Annotated in this window: 20 protein-coding genes; 10 read left to right on the forward strand and 10 right to left on the reverse strand. The window is 68.4% G+C overall.

Annotated elements, in window-relative coordinates; translation table 11 throughout:
• Positions 1–449 precede the first annotated feature (449 nt).
• Complete coding sequence (locus tag A9K58_RS18005; RefSeq protein ID WP_065200640.1) at positions 450–857, forward strand: YciI family protein; 408 nt, start codon at positions 450–452, stop codon at positions 855–857.
• Here A9K58_RS18005 and A9K58_RS18010 read toward each other — a convergent pair.
• Complete coding sequence (locus A9K58_RS18010) at positions 835–2916, reverse strand: NHL repeat-containing protein (RefSeq protein WP_065200641.1); 2082 nt, start codon at positions 2914–2916, stop codon at positions 835–837. The two genes, A9K58_RS18005 and A9K58_RS18010, sit on opposite strands and share 23 nt — an antisense overlap.
• 161 nt (positions 2917–3077) lie before the next feature.
• On the opposite strand from A9K58_RS18010, the gene A9K58_RS18015 reads away from it, so the two are divergent.
• Entirely contained in the window at positions 3078–4598 is a 1521-nt protein-coding gene (locus A9K58_RS18015) for a tetratricopeptide repeat protein (protein ID WP_065200642.1), read from the forward strand.
• Between the two features lie 97 nt (positions 4599–4695).
• Here the strand turns inward: A9K58_RS18015 and A9K58_RS18020 are convergent, their stop codons facing one another.
• Together A9K58_RS18020 and cycA are read right to left on the reverse strand one after the other, a co-directional pair.
• On the reverse strand, positions 4696–5472 hold the full coding sequence (locus A9K58_RS18020) for a lytic transglycosylase domain-containing protein (RefSeq protein WP_065200643.1): 777 nt from the start codon (positions 5470–5472) through the stop codon (positions 4696–4698).
• Positions 5473–5669: 197 nt separating this feature from the next.
• Positions 5670–7040, reverse strand: a complete 1371-nt coding sequence (cycA, locus tag A9K58_RS18025) for a D-serine/D-alanine/glycine transporter (RefSeq protein WP_065200644.1) — start codon at positions 7038–7040, stop codon at positions 5670–5672.
• A gap of 232 nt (positions 7041–7272) precedes the next feature.
• Here cycA and A9K58_RS18030 point away from each other — a divergent pair, with 232 nt between their 5' ends.
• The gene (locus A9K58_RS18030; RefSeq protein ID WP_065200645.1) at positions 7273–8889 is read left to right on the forward strand and encodes an EAL domain-containing protein; all 1617 of its coding nucleotides are present in this window, start codon (positions 7273–7275) and stop codon (positions 8887–8889) included.
• 40 nt (positions 8890–8929) lie between these two features.
• Here A9K58_RS18030 and A9K58_RS18035 read toward each other — a convergent pair whose 3' ends face one another.
• Positions 8930–10114 (reverse strand): MFS transporter, encoded by a 1185-nt coding sequence (locus A9K58_RS18035; RefSeq protein ID WP_065200646.1) that lies wholly within the window; start codon positions 10112–10114, stop codon positions 8930–8932.
• Complete coding sequence (locus tag A9K58_RS18040) at positions 10111–11289, reverse strand: serine hydrolase domain-containing protein (RefSeq protein ID WP_065200647.1); 1179 nt, start codon at positions 11287–11289, stop codon at positions 10111–10113. The genes A9K58_RS18035 and A9K58_RS18040 overlap by 4 nt, the downstream gene beginning before the upstream one ends.
• A 227-nt stretch (positions 11290–11516) precedes the next feature.
• Here A9K58_RS18040 and A9K58_RS18045 point away from each other — a divergent pair, with 227 nt between their 5' ends.
• Both A9K58_RS18045 and A9K58_RS18050 read left to right on the forward strand, forming a co-directional pair.
• A complete protein-coding gene (locus A9K58_RS18045) occupies positions 11517–12422 on the forward strand; it encodes a LysR family transcriptional regulator (RefSeq protein ID WP_065200648.1) in 906 nt (301 codons plus the stop codon).
• A gap of 271 nt (positions 12423–12693) precedes the next feature.
• Positions 12694–14301, forward strand: coding sequence for an ABC-F family ATP-binding cassette domain-containing protein (locus A9K58_RS18050; RefSeq protein ID WP_065200649.1), 1608 nt, complete (start codon positions 12694–12696; stop codon positions 14299–14301).
• Positions 14302–14396: 95 nt separating this feature from the next.
• On the opposite strand, the gene A9K58_RS18055 is transcribed toward A9K58_RS18050, so the two are convergent.
• Positions 14397–15722, reverse strand: coding sequence for a GTP-binding protein (locus A9K58_RS18055; RefSeq protein ID WP_065200650.1), 1326 nt, complete (start codon positions 15720–15722; stop codon positions 14397–14399).
• A 69-nt stretch (positions 15723–15791) separates the two neighbouring features.
• Between A9K58_RS18055 and A9K58_RS18060 the strand changes: the two genes are divergently transcribed.
• Positions 15792–16163 carry a MerC domain-containing protein gene (locus A9K58_RS18060; RefSeq protein WP_065200651.1) on the forward strand — a complete coding sequence of 124 codons (372 nt, stop codon included), beginning with the start codon at positions 15792–15794 and terminating at the stop codon, positions 16161–16163.
• A gap of 90 nt (positions 16164–16253) precedes the next feature.
• Here the strand turns inward: A9K58_RS18060 and A9K58_RS18065 are convergent, their stop codons facing one another.
• Positions 16254–16538, reverse strand: coding sequence for a metal-sensing transcriptional repressor (locus A9K58_RS18065; protein ID WP_065200652.1), 285 nt, complete (start codon positions 16536–16538; stop codon positions 16254–16256).
• Between the two features lie 52 nt (positions 16539–16590).
• Between A9K58_RS18065 and dmeF the strand changes: the two genes are divergently transcribed.
• Positions 16591–17565 (forward strand): CDF family Co(II)/Ni(II) efflux transporter DmeF, encoded by a 975-nt coding sequence (gene dmeF, locus A9K58_RS18070; RefSeq protein ID WP_065200653.1) that lies wholly within the window; start codon positions 16591–16593, stop codon positions 17563–17565.
• 121 nt (positions 17566–17686) lie between these two features.
• On the opposite strand, the gene A9K58_RS18075 is transcribed toward dmeF, so the two are convergent.
• Complete coding sequence (locus A9K58_RS18075; RefSeq protein ID WP_065200654.1) at positions 17687–17890, reverse strand: hypothetical protein; 204 nt, start codon at positions 17888–17890, stop codon at positions 17687–17689.
• Positions 17891–17980: 90 nt separating this feature from the next.
• Between A9K58_RS18075 and A9K58_RS18080 the strand changes: the two genes are divergently transcribed.
• Positions 17981–18397 (forward strand): hypothetical protein, encoded by a 417-nt coding sequence (locus A9K58_RS18080; RefSeq protein ID WP_065200655.1) that lies wholly within the window; start codon positions 17981–17983, stop codon positions 18395–18397.
• A 1160-nt stretch (positions 18398–19557) separates the two neighbouring features.
• Entirely contained in the window at positions 19558–20400 is an 843-nt protein-coding gene (locus tag A9K58_RS18085; RefSeq protein WP_065200656.1) for a class I SAM-dependent methyltransferase, read from the forward strand.
• 3 nt (positions 20401–20403) lie between these two features.
• Here the strand turns inward: A9K58_RS18085 and A9K58_RS18090 are convergent, their stop codons facing one another.
• On the reverse strand, positions 20404–21372 hold the full coding sequence (locus tag A9K58_RS18090; RefSeq protein ID WP_065200657.1) for a polysaccharide deacetylase family protein: 969 nt from the start codon (positions 21370–21372) through the stop codon (positions 20404–20406).
• Positions 21373–21448: 76 nt separating this feature from the next.
• Complete coding sequence (locus tag A9K58_RS18095; protein WP_065200658.1) at positions 21449–22120, reverse strand: hypothetical protein; 672 nt, start codon at positions 22118–22120, stop codon at positions 21449–21451.
• A 121-nt stretch (positions 22121–22241) separates the two neighbouring features.
• Between A9K58_RS18095 and A9K58_RS18100 the strand changes: the two genes are divergently transcribed.
• Positions 22242–22922 (forward strand): hypothetical protein, encoded by a 681-nt coding sequence (locus A9K58_RS18100; RefSeq protein ID WP_065200659.1) that lies wholly within the window; start codon positions 22242–22244, stop codon positions 22920–22922.
• The last annotated feature ends 6 nt before the right edge of the window (positions 22923–22928 follow it).

Raw genomic sequence — 22928 nt, forward strand, 5'->3', positions numbered from 1 at the left:
GCGGATACCCCGCCAACCCCACCCGCCCGGCCCCAGACAGATTCCGGTTGCCGATCCACCACGGGAAGATCAAGAGAAAAGGCAGAAGCAGGAGCAACAGCAACGGCAATGGCGGCTGGCAGGCTCGGCTTTGCGAGCGAAGCGACCCGCTCTTGCTCTTGTTTGTGATTTTCCGTGGTGGACGCCGCAGGAAACTGTCCAAGGCCGGGTGGGTAGGCGGGACGGGGGTGTCCGCGGCATGGATGCCGCGGCCAAGCCCCCATGGATGGGTTTACGGCGTCCCCCGACCCGCCTACCCACCCGGCCAAGCCCAAGAATCACGCTGTAGCGCCACCACGGAGGGGCTCCGCCGTTCGCCGCCCCCCGCCGAAGGCGCGCTTCTGCGCTGCAACATGCCCGTGCGCAATCCTGCGCCATCATGGACCTCCCGCCCCCGCCAGGACCGTGCCATGCAGCAGTACCTGCTTCTGATCTATATCGAGCCTGCCCTGCTGCAGGCCCTGCCCACCGAAGAGTTCAACGCGCTGATGCGCGACTGCCTGGCCCACGCGGACAAGCTGCAGGCCGAGGGCACGCTGCTGCTTGCGCAGAAGCTGCAGCCGGTCGACACCGCCCAGACCCTGCGCGTGCGCGATGGCCACAGCCGTGTACTGGATGGCCCGTTCGCCGAAACCCGCGAACTGCTGGCCGGCTTCAACCTGATCGTCGCCCGCGACCGCGATGAAGCCATGCGCATCGCCCGCGACTTCCCGTGGGCACGCTTCGGCAGCATCGAGGTGCGGCCGCTGGAAGACATGGACGCCGAGCGCGAACGCTGCGGCGCCCCGGCTTCGGCTATGGCAGCAGCCGTACTCTGATCTCGCGCGGGCCCACGCCTTCGTTGCCGCTGTAGTCGCGCACGCTGGCGCGCACGGTGTACTCCCCCGGCGGCAGTGCCGCCGGCTGCCAGCGCCCGGTCTCCATCAGGCCATCACGCACGGTGTTGGTAGCCAGGTAGCGGAACCGGGTCACCGCACTGCCGTGCACGGTAATGCCGCTGTCCGGTGCGTAGGCCACGCGTACCGCTTCCTTCTGCGGCGGCATGCGGTTGAACACGATGTTCCAGCGCGGCTGTTCGTAGCCCTGCAGCGGCTGCCCGCCGGCATCGAGGATCTGGTAGCCCACCTGGTACATGCCCAGGCGGCGGCGCGGCAGGTTGTTGTCGACCTGGTCCCAGGCCTCGATCACGATCTGCACGCCGCGGCCCTGCCGCGCCACCATCACCACGCCATCGCTGCCTGCGGCCATCGGCTGGTCGTTGTCGTCCAGCAGCGCTACATCGGTGATGCGCGGTGCGAAACGATCGGCGTAGTTGTGGAAACCCAGCGCCACTGCATTGGTCTCGTAACCACCGGTACCCACGGCCAGGTGCACGTGCGCCTGGTTGTTGATGCTGCCCAGGCGGTCGCCAACGTGGATGCGCATGCCGCGGCGCACGCGCATCCGCTGCAGCTTGCCCTGCTCGTCGTACAGCCCCTGCCAGCGCGCGTCGAACGGCTCATCGCGCGGGGTGCGGCCGACCCGCATATGAATGTACTTGAGGCGGTCCACGGCCAGGCCCTCGGCCTGCTCGCCCAGGTTCCAGGCCGCCACCGGGCTGCTGATCTTGCCATTGGCGATCGCCAGCACGGTCTGGCCCACATCACCGCGCACGTCGAAGCCGCCATGCAGGTGGTGGCGGCTCTCACCGCTGAAGTTGCCGCGCACTTCACCCAGCGTGCCGACCACTTCGTGCCAGCCGTCCTGCGGTGCCAGCGGCCAACGGCCCCCGGTCTCCGGCAACGCGGCATCGGCGGCCGGGCCGACCAGCGCCGGCGCAGGCAGCTCGCCCACCGGCAGCGGGCGCAGGCGGTGCAGGCGGTAGCTGGCGGCGTCGGCCACCAGCAGGCTGCCATCGGCATCCAGCGCCAATCCGCTGGGGCGGGCCAGGCGCGGCAGGCGACCGTTGCCGACCAGCGCGATCTGGTGGCCCTGCGGCGTCACTTGCACGATGCGGCCATCGAGATCGCCCACGTACAGCACGCCGTCGTGGGTGGTGGCCAGCGACAGCGGCCCATTGATCACGCCACCGGCGGCGACCACGGTGCTGACCGTGCCATCGGCCCCAACCCGGCGCACCGCGTTGTTGAACAGGTCGGCCACCAGCAGTGCGCCCTGCGCATCGAAGGCCAGGGCCACCGGCGTATCGAAGCGCGCAGCGGCGCCCGTGCCATCGGCCAGGCCCGGCCGATCGCTGCCGGCCAGGGTGCGCACGTTGCCATCGGTACCGATCACCCGGATGCGGTCATTGAAGGTATCGGCCACGTAGACCTGGCCCTGCGCATCCACTGCGATGCCCATCGGCGCATCGAAGCGTGCCTGCGTGGCCGGGCCATCGGCGTGGCCCTGTTCGCCACCGGCCAGCGTGGTCACCTGGCCATCGGTGCCGATGCGGCGGATGGCATGGTTGCCGGTGTCGGCCACATACAGGTTGCCCTGCGCATCGGCGGCGATGCCTGAGGGCGTGTTGAAACTGGCCTGCAGTGCCGGGCCATCAACGCGCCCCTCGCCCTGCCCGGCCACCGTTTCGACGCGGCCATCGGGCAAGCGGCGGCGGATGCGGTTGTTGTCACCGGCATCGGTGAAATAGACGCTGCCATCAGCGCTGCGCAGCAACGCGTACGGATCAGCGAAACGTGCCTGCGCGGACGCTCCATCGCGGTCACCCGGGTGCCCATCGCCGGCCAGCGGCTCGATCTGCGCGGTCCAGGCCAGCGGCGTTGGAACCGGACCCGCCGGTTCAGCCAGCGTTTGCAGCGGTGTCTCCCACCCGGTTGCGGCCAATGCCACTACCGTCGCCAACGCAACGCCTGCTGCCATCCATTGCCACCGTGCCATCGTGCTGCGCTGCCTGCTGTCTGATGAGGCACCGACAATAGACGCTGAAAGCACGATCCGCCATGGTCAATCGTACGGTCAAACGCCAGAATTCCATCCATCGCGCTTGTTCTCGCTGGCTGCAGCGGGTTCAATGCGGTTCCCACGGATGGAAATCCTCCATGCCCCGCGTCCTCCCCCTCGCCGCCCTGCTGGTGGCCGCATTGGCCAGCACGTCCGCCACCGCATCGATCACGGTGGCGCCACAGAAGCCGTCCGTCACCGCCGATGCGATGCACCAGGCCTATGCCACGCGATGGGATGAGGCCATCCAGCAGTCGCGCAGCGGCAACACGCTGGGCGCACTGATCGCGATGGAACGGCTGATGGAAGATCCGATGCTGGATGACTTCGATGCCGAACATCGCGGCCGCGCCGCGCAGGTGGCGGGCTGGACCGCGATGGTGCAGAAGAAGCCGGGCCAGGCCCGCCGCTACCTGCAGCGGGCGCAGGAGGCGCTGCCGGAGGATGCACAGATCCTGCTGACCCTGATGTCGCTGGAGTTGTCCGAGAACCAGCCCGCTGCGGCCACGCAGCACCTGTTGCAGGCGCTGGAACACGCCGAGGCACCGCTGCCGCTCGAACGGGCGGCCATCAACTACCTGCAGTACCGCCTGCGCGACCAACCGCAGCAGCGCATGGCACTGCTGCAGGCGTTGTTCGACAACGGCTGGAAGGGCGATGGCCTGGAACCGGCCGGACTATGGATGGTGCTGGCCACGCTGCAGGCCGACAACGGTCGCGGCGCCGACGTGCCGGCCACGCTGGCCCGCATCGGCAGCCCGGCCGAGATCATCCGGCTGCGCAGCGACAAGCGCTTCGACCGCTATGTCGACCGTACCGACCCGCGCTTTGATCCGGTGCAGGCTGCACAGAAGCACCTCGACGAACTGCGTGTCTCCGGCCTGCTCGACCACACGCTGGATGCACGCTTGGCCGAGTTCGGCAACACGCTGCTGATGCTGGATCGCAACGAGGAAGTGCTGGCATTGACCGACGGCATGGCCCGTGCGGCGGCCGAAGGCGAATCGCCTTCGGCGGCGGAGGCCGAATGGGTCGCCTGGCTGCTCACCAGCCGGCTCACTGCACTGCGCCGGCTGGGCCGCACCGACGACGCGCTGGAGACAGCCAGGCTGGCCACACGCATTGGCGCGCTCGGTCCGGACGGGGCCGAGCACCAGATGAATCTCGGCTTCTTCTTCAGTTCGCTCGGCCGCATGCAGGATGCCGCAGCGACGGTGGACGGCATGCGTGGCCTGGCCGGTTACGGCAAGGCCGCACAGGCCCTGCTGCAGTTCGCGGCTGCCCGCGAACGGGGCGATACCCAGGCCATGGACGCCGCGCGCGCGGTGATCCTGGCCCAACGCAACGATGCCCCGCTGTTCCATCGCGAGATGCTGCTGGAGGAAGGTGACCTGGATGGCGCCGCCGCAGTGCTGATCGAGCAGCTGCGTTCGCCGATCGAACGGGGCGAGGCATTGGCCAGCCTGCAGGACATGCGTACCTATCCATCGCTGCCCGGCGACGTGAAGATCGATGCGGCCTGGCGCGCACTCAAGCAGCGCGCCGACGTGCAGGCCGAGGTCGCGCGCGTCGGCCGCATCGAACGCTACGAACTGGTCGGCAGCGCGACCTCGCGCTGAACGGCTTTTGTGTAGAGCCGAGCCGATGCTCGGCTGCAATTGGCGCAGCCGAGCATCGGCTCGGCTCTACAACGCCACGTGCAGGCAGCACCGTCCGCTAGCGTGCCGGCACCTCGCTGCGGATGCCCATCGCCTCGCGGTAGCGCGCGTACAGCGCCATGACCTTGTCCACGTAGGCCAGCGTTTCGGCATAGGGCGGCACGCCCTTGTAGCGCGTCACCGCACCGATGCCGGCGTTGTATGCTGCCGCCGCCAGCGGCAGGTCGCCGTGGTAGCGACGCAGCAGCGCGCGCATGTAGCGCGCACCACCTTCGATCGACTGCTGCGGCGAGAACGGATCGCGCACCCCATACTCCTGCGCGGTCTCGGGCATCAGCTGCATCACACCCTGCGCACCTTTGGTCGAGACCGCACGCGGATCGAAGTTGCTCTCGGCATGGGCGATCGCACGCAGCCAGGCGTCGTCGACGCCGGTCGCCCTGGCGGCGGCCTTGAACTGCTTGGCATGCTGCGCCAGCTGCGGCCTGCCGACCTTGCCCAGGCCTTCGTGGGCCGGTTCACCCGGTGGCGTGGCCACGGTGAACTTCAGGAACACCCGCGAGCCGGGAAGGTTGCGGGTCGAATAGACCAGTACGCCATCCTGCTCGCGCTCGTACAGCACGCCGCTGAACACGCCCATGTTGCCCCACAGGTTCGGGGTCTGGATGGCGTTGTCATCAATTTGCCTGGGAGTGCAGCGCGAACCCGGCTCCGGCGCGGTCGCCAGGCTGACGGTGTTGCCCTGCACGCAGCGGTAGACGGTGCGTGCAGCGGCCGGCCCGGGCCACAGGCTGGGCAGCAGCAACAGCGCGAGCAGGAGGGGACGACGGGACATGGCGGCCGGATCATCCGGCCGCGCCCGCTAATGCGGGGTGAATGGGGGTCGGCGGGGCGGCGCCCTGCACCCGCGTAGTGCCAGCCGCTGGCCGGCAACCCCAACAGCAACAGCAACGGCCGATTTCCTGCGAGGCGGCGGGGTCGGATCCCGTTGCTTGGCAACGGGCTCTGGCCCCACTCAACAAACAGTCGACACTACCCGGTCCTCCGGCGCAGCCAATACCCCGCGCCCAGCAGCACGAACCACACCGGGCTGGCGATCAGGGCCTGGCGGGTGTCGCCCTGCAGGCTCAGCAGCACCAGCACGCTGGCGAAGAACAGCAGGCACGCCCAGCACATGGCAACGCCGCCGGGCATCCTGAAGCGCGAGGCGGCGTGGCGCTCGGGGTAGCGGCGGCGGTAGACCATGTAAGCCACCAGGATCAGCGACCAGACGAAGATGAACAGTACCGTCGCCAGCGTCGTCACCAGGGTGAAAGCGGTCACCAGGTTCGGAATCAGGTAGATCAGCAGCGTGCCGCCCAGCAGGCACAGGCAGGAGAACAACAGGCCGCGCGCGGGCACCGCCGCGCGCGACAGGCGCGACAGTCCACGCGGCGCGTGGCCCTCCTCGGCCAGGCCGTACAGCATGCGGCTGGTAGAGAAGATGCCGCTGTTGGCCGAGGACGTGGCCGAGGTCAGCACCACGAAGTTGATCAGGCTGGCCGCGGCGGGAATACCGGCCAGCACGAACAGCTGCACGAACGGGCTCTTGTCCGGCACCACCTGGCGCCACGGCGTGACCGCCATGATGGTGATCAGCGCCAGCACGTAGAAGATGATGATGCGCACCGGAATCGAGTTGATCGCCTTGGGCAGGTTGCGCTCGGGGTCGGCGGTCTCGGCGGCGGTGGTGCCGACCAGCTCGATGCCGACGAAGGCGAACACCGCAATCTGGAAACCGGCGAAGAACCCGGCCAGGCCCATCGGGAACAGGCCGCCGTCATTCCACAGGTTCGACAGCGACGCGGTGTGGCCACTGGGCGAGGTGAAGCCCCAGGCGACCAGGCCGGCGCCGGTGATGATCAGCGCACAGATCGCCACGATCTTGATCAGGGCGAACCAGAATTCCATTTCACCGAACAGCTTCACCGTCACCAGGTTCAACCCCAGCAACAGCAGCACGCAGGCCAGCGCCGGGACCCAGGCGTCCAGGCCGGGGAACCAGAACTGCGCGTAGGCGGCAATCGCGATCACATCGGCAATGGCGGTGACGATCCAGCAGAACCAGTAGGTCCAGCCACAGAAGAACCCGGCCCAGGGCCCGAGCAGGTCGGTGGAGAAATCGATGAAGGATTTGTACTGCAGGTTCGACAGCAGCAGCTCGCCCATCGCGCGCATGACGAAGAACAGCATCGCGCCGATGATCAGGTAGACAAGAACGATGGACGGGCCGGCGAGGCTGATGGTCTTGCCCGACCCCATGAACAGGCCGGTGCCGATGGCACCGCCGATGGCGATCAGTTGCAGGTGGCGGTTGGACAGGCTGCGGCGCAGGTGCTCTGGGGCGTTTGCGGGCTCGGTCATTGGACGGGGGAAGGGGCGGGGGAAGCGTTCGACGGTAGTCCTCCGCGGCGCCGGGCGCCAGCATCAGATGGCCAAGTGCGTCAAACATCGCCGCTTTCACTACAATGTGACCCAATACCGGATTCCGCCCATTCCGCCTGGCCCATGGCCATGCTCAGATAGCGGAACCTGCCCGAGGAGCGGTCCCACCGGCCATGCCCCCTGCCCTGCCTTCCCCGCTGGAGCTCCGGCCATGAGCCGGTTGCGCATCATCATCGGAGGCACCGCGCTGGCGCTGCTGGCGGCGGCCGCACCGATCGCGGTGATGGCCTACGCCACCTGGGACCGCGCGGTCGCTGTCGAGCAGCAGCGGCTGCATGACATCGCCCTGCGCACCCTCCAGCGCTCCGATCTGTCGTACCACGAGGCGCTTGCCGCGCTGAAGTCGGCCGAAGCCAGCACGGCCCGCGGCTGCAACGCGGAGCATATCCGCCGCATGCAGTCGCTGGTGATGACCACGCCGTCGGCGGACCAGATGGGCTATTTCGAAGGGGGCAAGCTGCGCTGCACCTCGTGGGGGCCGTTCCTGGGTGACGTGACCCAGCCCCGGGCCGACCATGTCACCAGCGACGGCGCGGGCATCGCCGTGGATGTGCGCCCGGAAGCCAACGGACGCCGCCAGGTGCTGTCTATCCTGTACGGTTCCTACGACGTGCTGGTCGACCCCCACCGCTTTGTCGATGTCATCGCCGACCCTCACGTTCGCCTGGCCCTGGCCAGCCCGGACGGCCGCCTGCTGGCCAAGCAGGCCGGCATGGACCCGGCCCTGCTGCAGACCCTTCTGCGCGCGCCGGGCGAAGGCCTGGACCAGAACACGCTGTACGCTACCGCGCGCAACGAGCAATGGCTGGCGATCGCCACCACGCCACGCACCGCGCTGGCGGCGACTTTCCGCCAGCAGGCCTGGCTGTATGTGCCATTGGGCCTGCTGCTGGCCACGGCGGGTGCCGGACTGGTGATCTGGCTGTCACGCCGGCGCCTGTCGCTGCGCGGCGAACTGGCCACGGCGATCCGCCGCCGCGAACTGTACCTGCATTACCAGCCGATCATCGAACTGGACACCGGTATCTGCGTCGGCGCCGAAGCACTGGTCCGCTGGCAGCGCCCGGATGGCACCCAGGTCCGGCCCGACCTGTTCATTCCATTGGCCGAAGAAGCCGGGATGATCGGTGCCCTCACCGAACTGGTGATCGAGAACGTGGTCCGCGACATGCGCGACCTGCTGGTCGCCGATCGCAGCGCGCACATCGCCATCAACCTCGCCGCCGAAGACATCAGCAGCGGCCGTGCGCTGAAGATGATCTCCAGGCACATGGCCGGCAGCGGGATCCTGCCGCAGCAGATCTGGATGGAAGCCACCGAGCGAGGCTTCCTCGACCTGGACCGTGCCCGCCCGATGCTGGCGGCGGCGCGGCGGGCCGGGCACAGCGTGGCCATCGACGATTTCGGCGTGGGCTTTTCCAGCCTCCATTACCTGGAACAACTGCCCCTGGATGCGTTGAAGATCGACAAGTCGTTCATCGATGCGATCGGCACCGAAAGTGCGACCAGCCCGGTAACACCGCACATCATCGACATGGCCAAGGCGCTGGGATTGTGGGTGGTGGCCGAGGGCGTTGAGACCGAGGCGCAGTTGGCGTACCTGCACAGCCGCAAGGTGGAATTCGGGCAAGGCTGGCTGTTCTCGCGGCCGCTGCCCCGCGACGAGTTCGTGGCTTTCCATCGCAAGCGGCAGCAGCACTACGGCGCGGCGCGGGAACACATGCAGAACCCACGAAGCGTGCCGATCGAGCGCGAGACGATCGAATAGGGCGGCCGGCGGCGCCGCCCAGCACGGCTGGCGTGGACGACTACGCCCACGCTCTCGGCCGCGCCACCAGCCACGCCACGGCCACCACCAGCAGCAGCAACGGCAGCCATCCCAGCCGGCCGGGGCCCCCGGCCTGCAGCAGCACGCCGCCCGCTACACCGCCGGCGGCAATGGCCAGGTTCCAGCCCGTCACCAGCATGGACTGCGCCAGATCGGCCGCAGCCCCCGCGCGGCGCGCGAGCGCGGTCTGGAACAGGGTGGGCACTGCGCCGAACGCCACGCCCCACAGCAGGGTGGCCAGCAGCAGCGGCGTGGCCTGGGCCGGCCACAGCAGCAGGGCCAGCACCGGCACGATGAAACCAACCACGGCGGCCCAGACCAATGCGCGCAGGTGCCTGTCCACCCCCCAGCCCGCAATGCCGATGCCGGCGATGGCCGCCACGCCGAAGCCCAGCAGCAACCGGTCCAGCCACGCACCTGCGCCGGCCTCCAGCGCCAGCGGCTCGATGTAGGTGTAGAGAACGTTGTGGGCCAGCACGTACAGGGCCATCACGCACAGCGTGCTGCGCACGCCGGGCATGCGCCACACCGCGCCCAGCGGCGTGCGCCGGCCGCCAGCGGCAGCCGGCAACGCCGGCAATGCCCACCGCGCATACGCCAGCAGCAGCAGTCCCAGTCCACTCATCAGCGCGAAGGCCCAGCGCCAACCGACCTGCTGGCCCAGCAGCGTGCCTGCCGGGACCCCCAGAGACAGCGCCAGCGGTGAACCCACCATCGCCACGGCAATGGCCCGGCCCTGCAACGACGGCACCACCATGCGCGCCGCGTAACCGGCAACCAGCGACCACAACAGCCCCCCGCTGACGCCTGCAACGAACCGCGCAGCCAGCATCAGCGGATAGCTGCTGCTCCATGCGGTCAGCGTGTTGACCACCACGAAGCCCGCCATCGCGGCCAGCAACAACGGGCGCCGTGGCAGGCGCTGGGTCAGCGCGGTCATCGGCAGTGCGGCCAATACCGAGCCGAGTGCATAGACGCTGACCAGTTGGCCGATCGCCGCGTCGCTCACCCGCAGGCTTTCGCCCATCGGCCGCAACACGCCGGCCGGCAAGGTCTCGGTCAGCAGGGTGATGAAGCCCGCGCCGGCCAGCGCCAGCAGGCCTGCCCATGGCAGGCGCGTGGCCTCACCGGCCGGGCTGGCGGCATCGATGGTGTGGCCGCTCATCGGACGGCCTCCAGATCGGCATAGACCGCATCGCGCAGTTCGTCGACGAAGCGGCCATGCATGCCTTCGTACAGCGTGTTGGTCAGCGCGACCACGCTCAACCCGCGCGCCAGGTCGACGAACCAGCTGTGGCCATAGGCACCGCCCCAGCGCCAGGTGCCTTCGCGCTGCGGGGTACCGCTGGCGGCGGCATCGCGCAGCACCGCAAAGCCCAGCCCGAATCCCCAGCCTGCCGGTTCGGGTGGCCCCTGCTCACCAACCTGGGGGGTGGCCATCTCCGCCGCCAGCGCAGCCGGCAGCAGGCCGGAGCGCTGCACGTCGCGCAACGCCTCCAGCACCGCCATCACCTCATCGGCGGTACCGACCAGGCCGGCGCCTGCGGAGGCGAACCGGCGGGCATCGGTGGCGCGCGCCAGGCTGTATTCGATGCCTACCGTGCCCTCGAAGGGAGCGACCACCTCGCCCTCCTGCAGGCGATGCGGTCGCGGTGCGTCGCTCACATAGGGCGTAGCCAACCGCGCGGCATCCGTCGTTGCGAACGCCGTGTCGCGCAGGCCCAGCGGCGCGGCGACCAGGCGTGCGAACAACGACGGCAGCATCTCACCGGTCGCCGCTTCGGCCACCGCGCCTGCCACATCCACGCCCAACGAGTACATCCACTGGCTGCCGGGCACGAACAGCAACGGCGCCTGGGCGATTCGCCGCACGTTCTCGGCGAGGGACAACGGGTTGGCATCCATGCCATCGCTGACACCGGCACGTGCGTAGGGCCCGTTGGCATCGGCCTCGAGGAAGCGGTAGCCCAGCCCGCTGCTGTGACTGAGCAACTGGCGCAGGCTGATCGGTGGCGTGCTGCCGTCGGGCAGGGCTGGGCGGAAGTTGGGCAGCCAACGCTGCACCGGCGCATCCAGGTCGAGCACTCCCTCTGCCACCAGGCGCAGGATCACCGCGGTCAGCAGCGGCTTGCTCACCGATGCCAGCCGGAACAGCTGGCATCGCCGCATCGCCCTGCCCGACTCGCGGTCGGCCAACCCGGTCGCGCTGGCGTGGCGCAGCTCGCCGTGCTCGCGCACCAGCACCACCGCACCGACCAGACGCAGCGGGTGGACCTGCTGCAGCAGCCGCTGCACCGAGGGCAGCGCAGGCAGGGTGTCAGGGGAAGGAACTGCATTCATCGCGGTCATCCGTGGGGAGAGGCCCGCCACGTTAGGCAGCACGCCGCAACGCAAAAAGCCGGTTGCCGCTCCGCGCATCATGGACCGTGCAGTCCGCAATGGGCATCGTGACCGGAACTGCAAGGCCACGACGCCTGGCCGCCCGACCTGCACCACAGCGTTGCAGGGGTGGTGCGGCCGCAGCGATGGCGCCCTCCTACCCTGCTGTTTTCGCCGCACGCACGCCCATGTCAGTCCTGGACAACCTCGCCAACCTGCAGACCTTCGTGCACGCCGCCGACACCCGCAGCTTCGTCGAGACCGGGCGCCTGCAGGGCATCTCTGCCTCCGCTGCCGGCAAGTGCGTGGCGCGGCTGGAACACGCGCTCGGCGTGCGCCTGTTCCATCGCAGCACGCGCAGCATCACGCTCACCGCCGAGGGCCAGCTGTTCCTGGCCCGCTGCCGGCGCATCCTCGACGAACGCGATGCCGCGCGCACCGAGCTTGCACAACCCCACGCCACGCCCAGCGGCACGCTGCGCATCAGCCTGCCGCTGGTCGGCGACCTGACCCTGCCGTTGATGGCCGAATTCATGGCGGCCTACCCCGATATCCGCCTCGACCTGGACTTCTGCGACCGCCTGGTCGATGTCATCGAGGAAGGCTTCGACGCCGTGCTGCGCGTCGGTGAGCCCAGCGATTCGCGCATGAACGCGCGCCGCCTGGGCGTATTTCCGCGCCGCGTCGTCGCCTCGCCGGGCTACCTGCAGCGCCGCGGTGTTCCGCGCACGCCGGCCGATCTGATGCGGCACACCCTCCTGCACTACCGCTTCCCCAGCAGCGGCAAGCTGGAGCCGTGGCCGATCCACTGGCCTGATGGGGAAGTCCCCCAGGAGTTGCCGGTGCACATGGTGGCCAACACCATCGAAGCCCGCGTGGCCCTCGCGCTGCGCGACGTCGGCCTGGCCTTCGTGCCGGTGCACTCGGTGCGCGATGCACTGGCCGATGGCCGCCTGGTCAGCGTGCTGGAAGACCACGTGCATTCCTGCGGCACCTTCCACCTGCTGTGGCCTTCCGGTCGCCACGTGCTGCCCAAGCTGCGGGTGTTCATCGACTTCGTCGGCGCGCGCCTGGATACCGTGCCGTCGGCCTGACCACGCCACGCCATGCGTGGATGGCCCTGTAGAGTCGCGCCATGCTCGACTTCGGATGCCAGGCGAAGCGCAGCCGAGCGTGGGCTCGACTCTACAGAACCACCCGAACAGCGGTAGCGCCGGACCATTCAGCCAGCAGCGCTATACTGTCCGCTCATTCCTCCAAGAGGCTTGCGACCGATGCGCCAGTGATGCCGCCGTCTTCCCACCAGACGGCCTGACTCTTCCCGCCCCTGCGCGCAGGGGAGAACCCGGCATCCATGGAGGTCGCATGACTTCGCACTCCCTCACGCTCGATCGCGTGTCGTATCGGTTGGCCGACGGCCGGCCGTTGTTTTCCGATCTGTCCTTTTCCTTCGATCCGGTCGCCACCGGGCTGGTCGGTGCCAATGGCACCGGCAAGAGCGTGCTCGCCCGCCTGCTGTCGGGCCGCCTGCCGCCCGACAGCGGCCAGGTGCGCGGCAGTGGCCGCGTGTTCCTGTTGCCCACGCCCGGCTATCCACCTGCCGGTACCGTGGGAGAGCTGGCCGGTGTCGGCGAAGAGCTGGCCGCGCTCGCGCGCATCGAAGCAGGCAGCGTGGACGAGGCTGACTTCGCCCGCGTCGGTGACCGATGGGACCTGCGCGAACGGCTGCTGCAGCAATGGCGGGCGCTACAGCTGCCCAGCGATCTCGACCCGGCCCACCCGGCGGCGCGCCTCAGTGGCGGGCAGGCCATGCAGGTCGCGCTGTCCGGCGCCTGGGCCAGCGGCGCCGACTGGCTGATCCTGGACGAGCCCAGCAATCATCTTGATGCCCGCCATCGGCAGCAGTTGTACGAGCAGCTGCAGCAGTGGCGCGGCGGCCTGCTGGTGATCAGCCACGACCGCGAACTGCTGGACCACATGCAGCAGATCGTCGAACTCGATGCACGTGGACTGCATCGCTATGGCGGACCCTGGCAGCGCTATGCCGACGCGCGCGCCGCCGAACGCGAAGCCGCCGCCGCCCAGCTTGACCATGCGCGTGCCCAGCACCGGCAGCAGCAACGCAACGCACGCGAACAGCACGAACGCCAGCAACAGCGCCAGGCACGCGGCAATCGCGATGCGAAGCAGGCCAACCAGGCGCCGATCCTGCTCGGCCGGCAGAAGCAGCGCGCTGAGGCCAGCCATGGCCGTGCGCAGCAGGTGCAGGCCGAGCGCCTGCAGGCCAGTGCCGAGCAGCTGCGCGCGGCAGCCTCGGCGGTTCACGTCGCCCCGGAACTGGCGCTGTTCGCCGGTGAGGGCGAACGCGGCAGCACACGCCTGCTGCAGGCGGAGTCACTGGTGCTGCCACATGGCTGCGACGCCCCGCTGCATCTGGAGATCCGCCGGGGGCAGCGCATCGCCGTGATCGGTGACAACGGCAGTGGCAAATCCACCTTGCTGCGCGTGTTGGCCGGCCAGTTGCCGGCACGCAGTGGCGGCGTGCAGCGTCATGCCCCCTTGGCCCTGCTCGACCAGCAACTGTTGGGGTTGTCGGGCGAGCGCGGCATCCTCGAAACCGTACAGGCCGCCAACCCAGGGGCTGATCCCGGCGAACTGCGTACGCGGCTGGCGCTGCTGGGGCTGGACGCACAGCGCATCCAGCGCCCCTCCAGCAGCCTCAGCGATGGCGAGCGGGTGAAAGGCGCGCTGGCCGGCGTGCTGTATGCCGACCCGGCACCACAGCTGTTGCTGCTGGACGAGCCCGGCAATGCACTGGACCTGGGCGCATTGCAGGCGCTGGAAGAATTGCTGGCGGCATGGCCGGGAGCGCTGGTGATGGTCAGCCACGACCGGCACCTGCTGCACGCGTTGCGCCCAACGCAGGTGCTGCAGGTGGGCGCCGGCGGCTGGCAATGGCGCGACGAACCGTAGGCCCGTGCCCACGCTCGGCTGCCATGGATCCATCCCATGCATGGATGCAATGATCGACAGCCGAGCGCGGGCTCGGCTCTACAAGGGCATGCCGCTCACCGCTTCCACAGCGGGAACGCCTGCGGCAGCTGCTGCCACAGCAACGGGCCGGCGCGCAGCTCCTGGTCGTTGAGCAGGCAGGCGTCCAGCTCTGCGCGCACCGCGCGCTCGTCCATGTGTACGCCGATCACCACCAGCTCCTGGCGGCGATCGCCCCACAACGGGTGCCACAGGCGCTGCATGGCCGAATGCGCAGCCTCGTCCGGGAATGTGTCCAGGCCCGGCAACGGCGCGCTCCAGCACCCCGCCTGCTGCCGCGCCCAGCCGAGGTCGCTGTAGGGCAGCTGCGTCGGCGGCAGCAAGGGCGTGGTGTCTTCCAGACCGGCACGCACGCGCTCGCGCGCGGCGTACCAGAAACCCGCCGCCTGCGTGCGCGTCGCGGCACCGACGCTGTTCAGCTCACCCACCCAGTCCATGCGGTTGGCCAGCCAGAACCAGCCCTTGCTGCGTATCACGCCGGGCATGCCCGACTGCAGCACGCGTGCGAAACGCGCGGGGTGGAACGGACGCCGCGAGCGGTAGACGAAACTGCCGATGCCATATTCCTCGGTCTCCGGCGTATGTTCGCCGCGCAGTTCCTTCACCCAGCCCGGTGCGCGCTGCGCGCGCTCGAAGTCGAAGCGGCCAGTGTCCAGCAGCTCGGCCAGCGGCACATCGCCGAAGCGGGACAGCAGCAGTTTCGCGTCGCGGTTCAGTCCACGCAGCACCGCCAGCGTGTCCTGCAGCACTTCGTCATCCACCTGGTCGACCTTGCTGACCACGATCACATCGGCAAATTCGACCTGCTCGCAGAGCAGGTCGACCACCCCGCGGTCGTCTTCCGGTCCGGCCTGCTGGCCGCGCTCGGCCAGGCGCAGCGTCGAACCGAAATCGGCGAGGAACGCGCTGCCATCGACCACGGTCACCATCGTGTCCAGGCGCGCGATGTCATTCAGGCTGAAGCCCTGCGCGTCGCGCACTGCAAAGGTGGCCGCCACCGGCATCGGCTCGCCGATCCCGGTCGACTCAATCAGCAGGTAGTCGTAGCGGCCAGCAGTGGCCAGGCGCCGCACTTCCTGCAGCAGGTCATCGCGCAGCGTGCAGCAGATGCAGCCGTTGCTGAACTCCACCAGCGTCTCCTCGGTGCGGCGCAGTTCGGCGCCGCCCTCGCGCACCCACTGCGCGTCGATGTTGACCTCGCTCATGTCGTTGACGATGACCGCCACACGCCGCCCGTCGCGGTTGCGCAGGATCTGGTTGAGCAGGGTGGTCTTGCCGGCCCCGAGAAAGCCGGACAGCACGGTGACCGGAAGGCGACGGTCGGCGCGGGAAACAGTGTTCATGTCAGAGCCGGTTGGCAGCGGGACGACAAATGTTACTGTATAACACTTGTTGTGCAAGGAGCCCCCCCGATGAAGTCACCCTCTGCCGCCCTGCTCGATGCCGGCGCGGTCACCCTGTCCGGCCTGTGCCTGCTGCACTGCCTCGCCCTGCCCCTGCTCGCCAGCGCGCTGCCGCTGTTCGGTGCCTGGGCCGACGCGGGATGGGTGCATCTGCTGTTCGTGGCCATCGCCCTGCCGCTGACCGGCTATGCCCTATGGCGTGCAGCCCGCCGTCGTCCGCTGCCCGCACTGGCCTGGGCCGCCGCGGGCACCGGCCTGGCGCTGTTGCTGGCCGGGGCGCTCGCCCTGCCCTCGCATGAGTGGGAGACCCCCCTGACGGTCGCCGGCAGCCTGCTGTTGGCAGCCACGCACCTCTGGAACGCGCGGCGACGGCACCGGTAGCGCTGGCCGCTGGCCGCTGGCCGCTGGCCGGCAACCGTGCGCGCTTCGGACGCAACCTGCAATTGCCGGCAAGCGGCCGGCGCTACCGGATCACTTCCCGTAGCGGCGCAACAACGCCACCAGCACCTCGGCCTCGGCCGCCCGCTGCTGCGGGTCCTCGGCGCCCACCACGTGTTCCTGCAGATGCTCGTGCAGCAGCTCCATCAGCAGGCCATGGGCGGCACCACGTACGGCGGCGACCTGCACCAGCACGTCGGCGCAATCACCCGCTTCGCCTTCCGGCCTGTCCAGCGCCTGCTCCAACGCCGCCACCTGCCCGCCGATCCGGCGCACCCGGGCCAGCAGCTGCTTTCGATTCGTGTGTACATGGGCCATGCCGGGATCGTATACCCTATGGGGGTATCCCTTCCACCCTCTGGTCTCCCCCATGCACCTGGATGCCCTGGCCGCCGCCCGTCGCCACGAACATCGCTTCGACGACGGCAATCCGCTGGCCGAACGCAATACCCGCCGCGCCATGTGGCTTACCGTCAGCATGATGCTGGTGGAGATCATCGGCGGCTGGTGGTTCAACTCCATGGCCGTGCTCGCTGATGGCTGGCACATGAGCTCGCACGCACTGGCGCTGGGCCTTGCGGTGTTCGCCTATCGCTGTGCGCGCCGCTATGCGCACGATCCACGGTTCGCCTTCGGCACCTGGAAGATCGAGATCCTGGCGGGCTATACCAGCGCCATCGCCCTGCTCGGTGTCGCTGCGCTGATGGCGGTGCAGTCATTGCAGCGGCTGTGGGTGCCGGCGCCCATCCACTACGATGAAGCGATCGTCATCGCTGCGGTCGGGCTGGGCGTGAACCTGCTGTGCGCCTGGTGGCTGCACGACAGCCCCGGCCACGCGCATCATCACCATGGGCACGATCATGGCCATCATCATGGGCATGACCACGATCACGATCACGATCACGGCCATGCGCACGCTCACGACCTCAACCTGCGCTCGGCCTACCTCCACGTGCTGGCCGACGCCGCCACCTCGGTGCTGGCCATCGTCGCCCTGCTCGGCGGCAAGCTGCTCGGCCTGACCTGGCTGGACCCGGTGATGGGCCTGGTCGGCGCGGTGCTGGTCACGGTGTGGGCGGTTGGCCTGCTGCGCGACAGTGGCCGCATCCTGCTCGACGCGCAGATGGACGCGCCGGTGGTGGCCGAAGTGCGCGAAGTGATCGAACAGGGCCCGTGGCCTGCACGCCTGGCCGACCTGCATGTCTGGCAGGTGGGGCGCGGCAAGTACGCGGTCAGCGCCAGCGTGGTCACCAGCGACGCCAGCCTGGATGCCGACACCGTGCGCAACGCGCTGGCGATCCACGAAGAACTGGTGCATGTAACGGTGGAGATCCACCGCAGCTGAACCTGCGCGACTGCCGTCGAATCTGTAGCCGAGCCCACGCTCGGCTTGCCACTGCCTTTGTAGAGCCGAGCCATGCTCGGCTGTCGCAGACCATAAGCCGAGCGTGGGCTCGGCTCTACACTCAAAGCTCCAACATCATCCGCAGCAGGTACATCAGCCGCGGCAGCGCGCTCAGCACCGCACCACCGATGCCGATCCACGGCCAGCGCTCGCCGCGCACGCGTGAGGCCATCGCCAGGCCGCAGCCCGCCAGCCCCGCGCCCCAACCCACTGCAATACCCAGCCAACTGGCCACGCCGCACCAGGGTGCCTTGCCCTGCGCCATCCGAAACCCCCTGTGTCCTTGCCGAATTTCTGTACGGGACACGCCCGCGTGCTGCCTACACTGGCCGCACCTGCCCTGTAGGGACATCCCATGCGCACGCGCCGCCTGCTGCTGCCCGGTGCCCTCCTGCTGCTCACCGCGTGCGGTGACGGGGCACGGCTTCCCTTCTCCGCCGACCCGCTGCAGGGCTGCTTCGCGACCCGCGCGGGCAAACCCGCCGACTTCCGCATCGACAAGGAAGGTGGCCAGTACTTCGTCTCGTTCAGCCGTGGCGAGCAGTGGCAGCGCGAACCCAACGCCCTGCACAAGGCCACGTCCAGCGAGATCAGCCGCTACTTCCGCGAAGACGCCGACCAGATCGACAGTGCGTTGATCCGCATGGCTGGCGGCTTCGGCATCTTCCACTTCAACAAGGGTGCGACGTTGAAGGGCAAGGCCAGTGACAGTGATTACATGGCGCTGATGCTGATCGGGGCCGGGCCGGTGTATGCGGTGAGGTGCGATTAGCGACACCGGTTTTTGAGGAATGTTTGAAATCCGAATAACTGCGTGATGCAACCCAATGCACCACTGGGCAAGTAGTGAAGATGGAGCCTCACCCAGATTGGAGAGGTCCAGATGAAATTGCACGTAGCCACTCTCATGTTCATCGTCTCTGCATCCGTGCAGGCAGCAGACGGTACTCCAGCTGATAGACAGACCGCTGACGAAGCGAAGTCCCCAGCGAGAATTGTTCGCAGCGCAGAATGGCCTGACTCCATCGGGCGAACGGTCAGTGTGGAGCAGTCCCTCACCCGCAACTCGAAGGGGCAATATGTATATCGCTACGATGATCAATCGGAAGCAACGAAGCAGTACCACGAGGCTTCCTGCGCAGATATTGGGATGAATCCCGCCAAGGGCGAGTCCATCACGGTGGGGCCAGGAAGCGCTGCATGGCATTGCTCAAGCATCGAGTCGAACGGCGCTAGTGACGCAAAGAGTACGGACTATGTATTCGCCTATGCACCCAATGGACAGGTATCAGCCGGCCAGAACTTCGTTTCCCACGGAACTGTGAGATTCAACAGCTCAGTCAGCGGGAACATCCAGGGTAGCGCGCAAATCGACAACGGAAGGTGCCAGACCTTTTATAGCGAGTATTACCCACCCAACACTGTGGGGAATCACACCGCGAGAGTCCTCTGCTTCGCTCATGCCCCACAGACCATGAATACGTTGATGGAAGGGTGCGTACCGCGCGCCTGCGCAAGCGATCGCGGTTCCATCAGGGCCGACTGATACCTGGCCCCCCTGCCACGGCTGCAATCATCACTGACATCATTCCGTTCTGACTTCACCAGCTGCCCCCTGGCTTTCGGGCGGCTTCCGCATCGACAAGGAAGGTGGCCAGTAATTCTTCCCCTTCGGTCGCGATGGCCAGTAGGAGCGCGATCCAAGAGCCCTGCACAAGGCCAGCGACCGCGACTACATCGTGCTGATTCTGATCGGGGCCGGGCCGGTGTATGCGGTGAAGTGCAATTGAACTGTAAATCCGAGCCCACGCTCGGCTCCTTTTGCAGTGGATCCACGCCATGCGTGGATGCAGGCATGGTGGAGCCAAGGGTGGGCTCGGTCCTACAACAGCTGCGGTACCATGCCCTCCCCCGAACCGCCCCGGTACCGCCGTGCCCCATTACACCGGCCCCCTGCTGACCCGCGACAGCGCCGACACCCTGCGCCGTGCCCATGACAAGGGCGCTGCCGACTGGCAGGGCTCGCTCGACCTCGGCCGCAGCCAGGACTGCGTGGCGCTGGATGCGGACGGCTTCCACTTCCGGGGCCAGCCCTATCCCTGGCCGGGCAAGCTGAAGGACCGCACGCTGTATTACTGGGATGGCGAGGAGTTCGCGCCGATCTCGCGCTACAGCGGCTCGCTGATCAAGCTGGTGCCGACCGAATGGGGCGCACCGACGTTCGAGATCGACGGCATCAAGATGCTGCCGACCTCGAAGCTGTCGCCATTCGAGGATGCGCGCCGCAAGGTCGAGCTGGTCGCTCCGGCCGGCAAGGTCATCCTCGATACCTGCGGTGGCCTCGGCTACTTCGCCGCGTGTGCGCTGGAAGCCGGTGCCGGCCAGATCCGATCATTCGAGAAGAACGCCGATGTGATGTGGCTGCGCACGCTCAACCCGTGGTCGCCGGACCCGGACTCGGCGGCCGCCGGGGGCCGCCTGCAGTTCAGCCACGGCGACGTCTCCCAGCAGATCGAACAGGTGGCCAGCAACAGCGTCGACGCGATCCTGCACGACCCGCCGCGCTTCGGCATCGCCGGCGAGTTGTACTCGCAGGTGTTCTATGACCACCTGGCGCGCGTCATCCGCAAGGGCGGGCGGTTGTTCCATTACACCGGCGCCCCGAACAAGCTGACCAGCGGTCGCGATGTACCGCGCGAAGTGGCCAAGCGCCTGGAAAAGGCCGGTTTCAAGGCCGAGCTGGCACTGGACGGCGTGCTCGCCGTCAGGCGCTGAGCGTCACTCCGAATCGACCTTGGCCAGCTTCATCACCCACGCCGGCACCTCCGGTTCGCCCGCGTAGAAGGACTTCGGCTTGTTCTCCGCCATCGCCCAGCGGTGCAGCCAGCTGGGGCCATAGCGGCCGTTGTAGCCTTCGGCACCCCGCGCATACGCCGGGTCACGCATCGCTTCGTCCAGCGAAATGAAGCGATAGCCACGGCGTTTCGTCGCCGCCACCAGTTCGGCGAAGGCGGCGGCGTTGAGTTCGTTGGCATGCATGAGCCACACCTGTGGCACTGCGTAGCCCAGCAATGCCTGGGACTGCCGCTCGTAGTAGTCCAGCTTGTTCAGCATGTAGGGCACGTAGCCCCTGCGCAGTTGCGCCAGCGTCGCTTCGCGCGCCGGGGAATCCGGCTGTTCGTTCATCACGTTGGCATAGGCGAACGCCCACACCCACTCTCCGTTGTCCACCGTCACCGGCGCCACGCGGTAGCCGTGCCGCCTGAAGAACGCATCCATCTGCGCGCGCTCCTCTGCGGTGCGTCCAGCGCGCAGGTAGGGATGCCGCATCCACGTCGGCACCTGGCCACGTTCGGCCAGCAACGGCCGCAGCACCGTCTCGCCGCGCAGGAAATCCTGCTGGAACGCCGCCACGCCATTGGCATTGAGGTCCATGTGCGACCAGGTGTGATTGCCCAGCACGTAGCCGGCGTCCAGCCAATCGCGCAGCATCTGCACCCGCGCCGGCTGCACCTGCCCATCGACCTCCAGCTTGTTCTCGTTGACGAAGCCGATCACCGGCACGGCCGCCTGGCGCAGCTGCGCCATCAGTGCGTCATGCCGTGCCTGCAGGTCAGCCGGCGCGATCTGATCCAGCCGCGCCCAGGGCAGGTCGTCGATGGTCACCGCGATGCGGCGATCGCTCCCGGCGGCGTGCACCGCGAGCGACAGCAGCAGCAATGGCAAAGCACGCAGCAACAAGCGCATCGGATCTTCCCTGGCGTGGCGAGGCGTCGACTGTAGCGCGTATCCGGGCTTCCGGCGTGGCCCGCGGGAGCTCCCGTTACGCCCGGCGCCGCCTTCCCTGCCGCGCACGCGCAATCGCCCGCCACAGCGCAACGCCCGCCACCATCGCCACCGCCAGCAAAGCGGCCAGCACCAGCGCCAGGTCATCCGGGTTGCGCAGCAACGACGCGTTCTGGCGGGTGAGGATATCGAACACCAGCTGCTGGGCCTGCGCCAACGGCACCTCGCCCTGCGGGGCCAGCTCCACAAGGCACGAGGCCGGGGCCAGCGTGGCCACGCTGGTCCATGCCACTTCGTACAGATGCAGCGTCCACGCGGCCGCGACCAGCAACGCGCCATGCAGCACCATCAGCGTCCCGTTCGCGACGCGCAGGCGCCCCTGCAGCCGGCCGGCCCGGTAAGCCCCCATCGACATCGCCCCCAGCAGCGCCAGCACCACGCCCGCCATCGGAACCCACTCGAACGGCAGCCACGCCTGCAGGGCCTCGGAACGCGACATCAACTGCTCCGCCACCTGCATGCGCGCCACCGGATCGGGGCCACCGCATGCCTGTTCCACCGGCTCCAGCAGCAGGTCTACCCGGTAGCGGAAGAAGCCCGCAGCCAGCGCCACGGCCAGCAATGCGACCCATTGCAACACCAGCAGCATGGGACCCGGGCCACAGGCACGGCAGAAGCGGGACGCAACGGACACAAGCGGTTCATCCATGACAACGGAGGACCATCCTAACCACGGCACCCCGGGGTTGTCGGCAGGCGGATGCGACAATCTTCAGCCTGCCCGGTAGGATGTCGAGCCGACGGAACAGGCGCGTGCCGGAGTCGAGTGGATGGTAGTGCTGTATCTGGCCGTGCGGGTGTTGTTTCCGCTATCGGTATTCGTGCTGGCCTGCAGCGTGCTGTCGCGCCTGATCAACGCCCGCCTGGCCCGCCTGCCACGCGTTCCCTTGAACCTGCCCGAGCCCAGCAGCAGCCCGCGCAGGAAAGACCGGCGCCTGCATGCGCGCGCACTGCGGCGCCGCCCGGGCCTGCGCACTGCTACCCGGCCCGCAACCGCACCACGACGCTGGCACATTGCAGCGGCCTGCATCGCCGTGTCGGCTCTGGTCGCCGCCGTGGCGATCACGCCCGATGGCGCGCGCTTCCTGGTCATGGCCCGCAGCCTCACCGGCTACCCCGCCACCGTTGCCGAGGTCCGCGTTCCCGCGGCGGCACACGCGGTGCTGCTGCAGGCGTGGCAACCCGTGCTCTCGCACCTCTCCCGGCCGGTATCGATGCGCTACCCGGTGCCCCGCACCGGCGCCACGCATGAAGCGCATGCCACGCTTCCCGTGCAGGTCAGGCATCGTCCTGACGCGCTGCAGATCGCCACGGCCATACCCGTGGAAGCCGAGGCGTTGCGCACCGAACTTGCCCGGCTGGGCGGCGTGCCGCGTGAGGCCATCACCGTCCGCCAGGACGAAATCTCCCCGTGGATGCAGCCCGGATGGCAACCCTGGCCCGGCCGGTAGCGCCGG

The organism is Stenotrophomonas maltophilia (assembly GCF_001676385.1).
Classification (GTDB): Bacteria; Pseudomonadota; Gammaproteobacteria; order Xanthomonadales; family Xanthomonadaceae; genus Stenotrophomonas; species Stenotrophomonas maltophilia_J.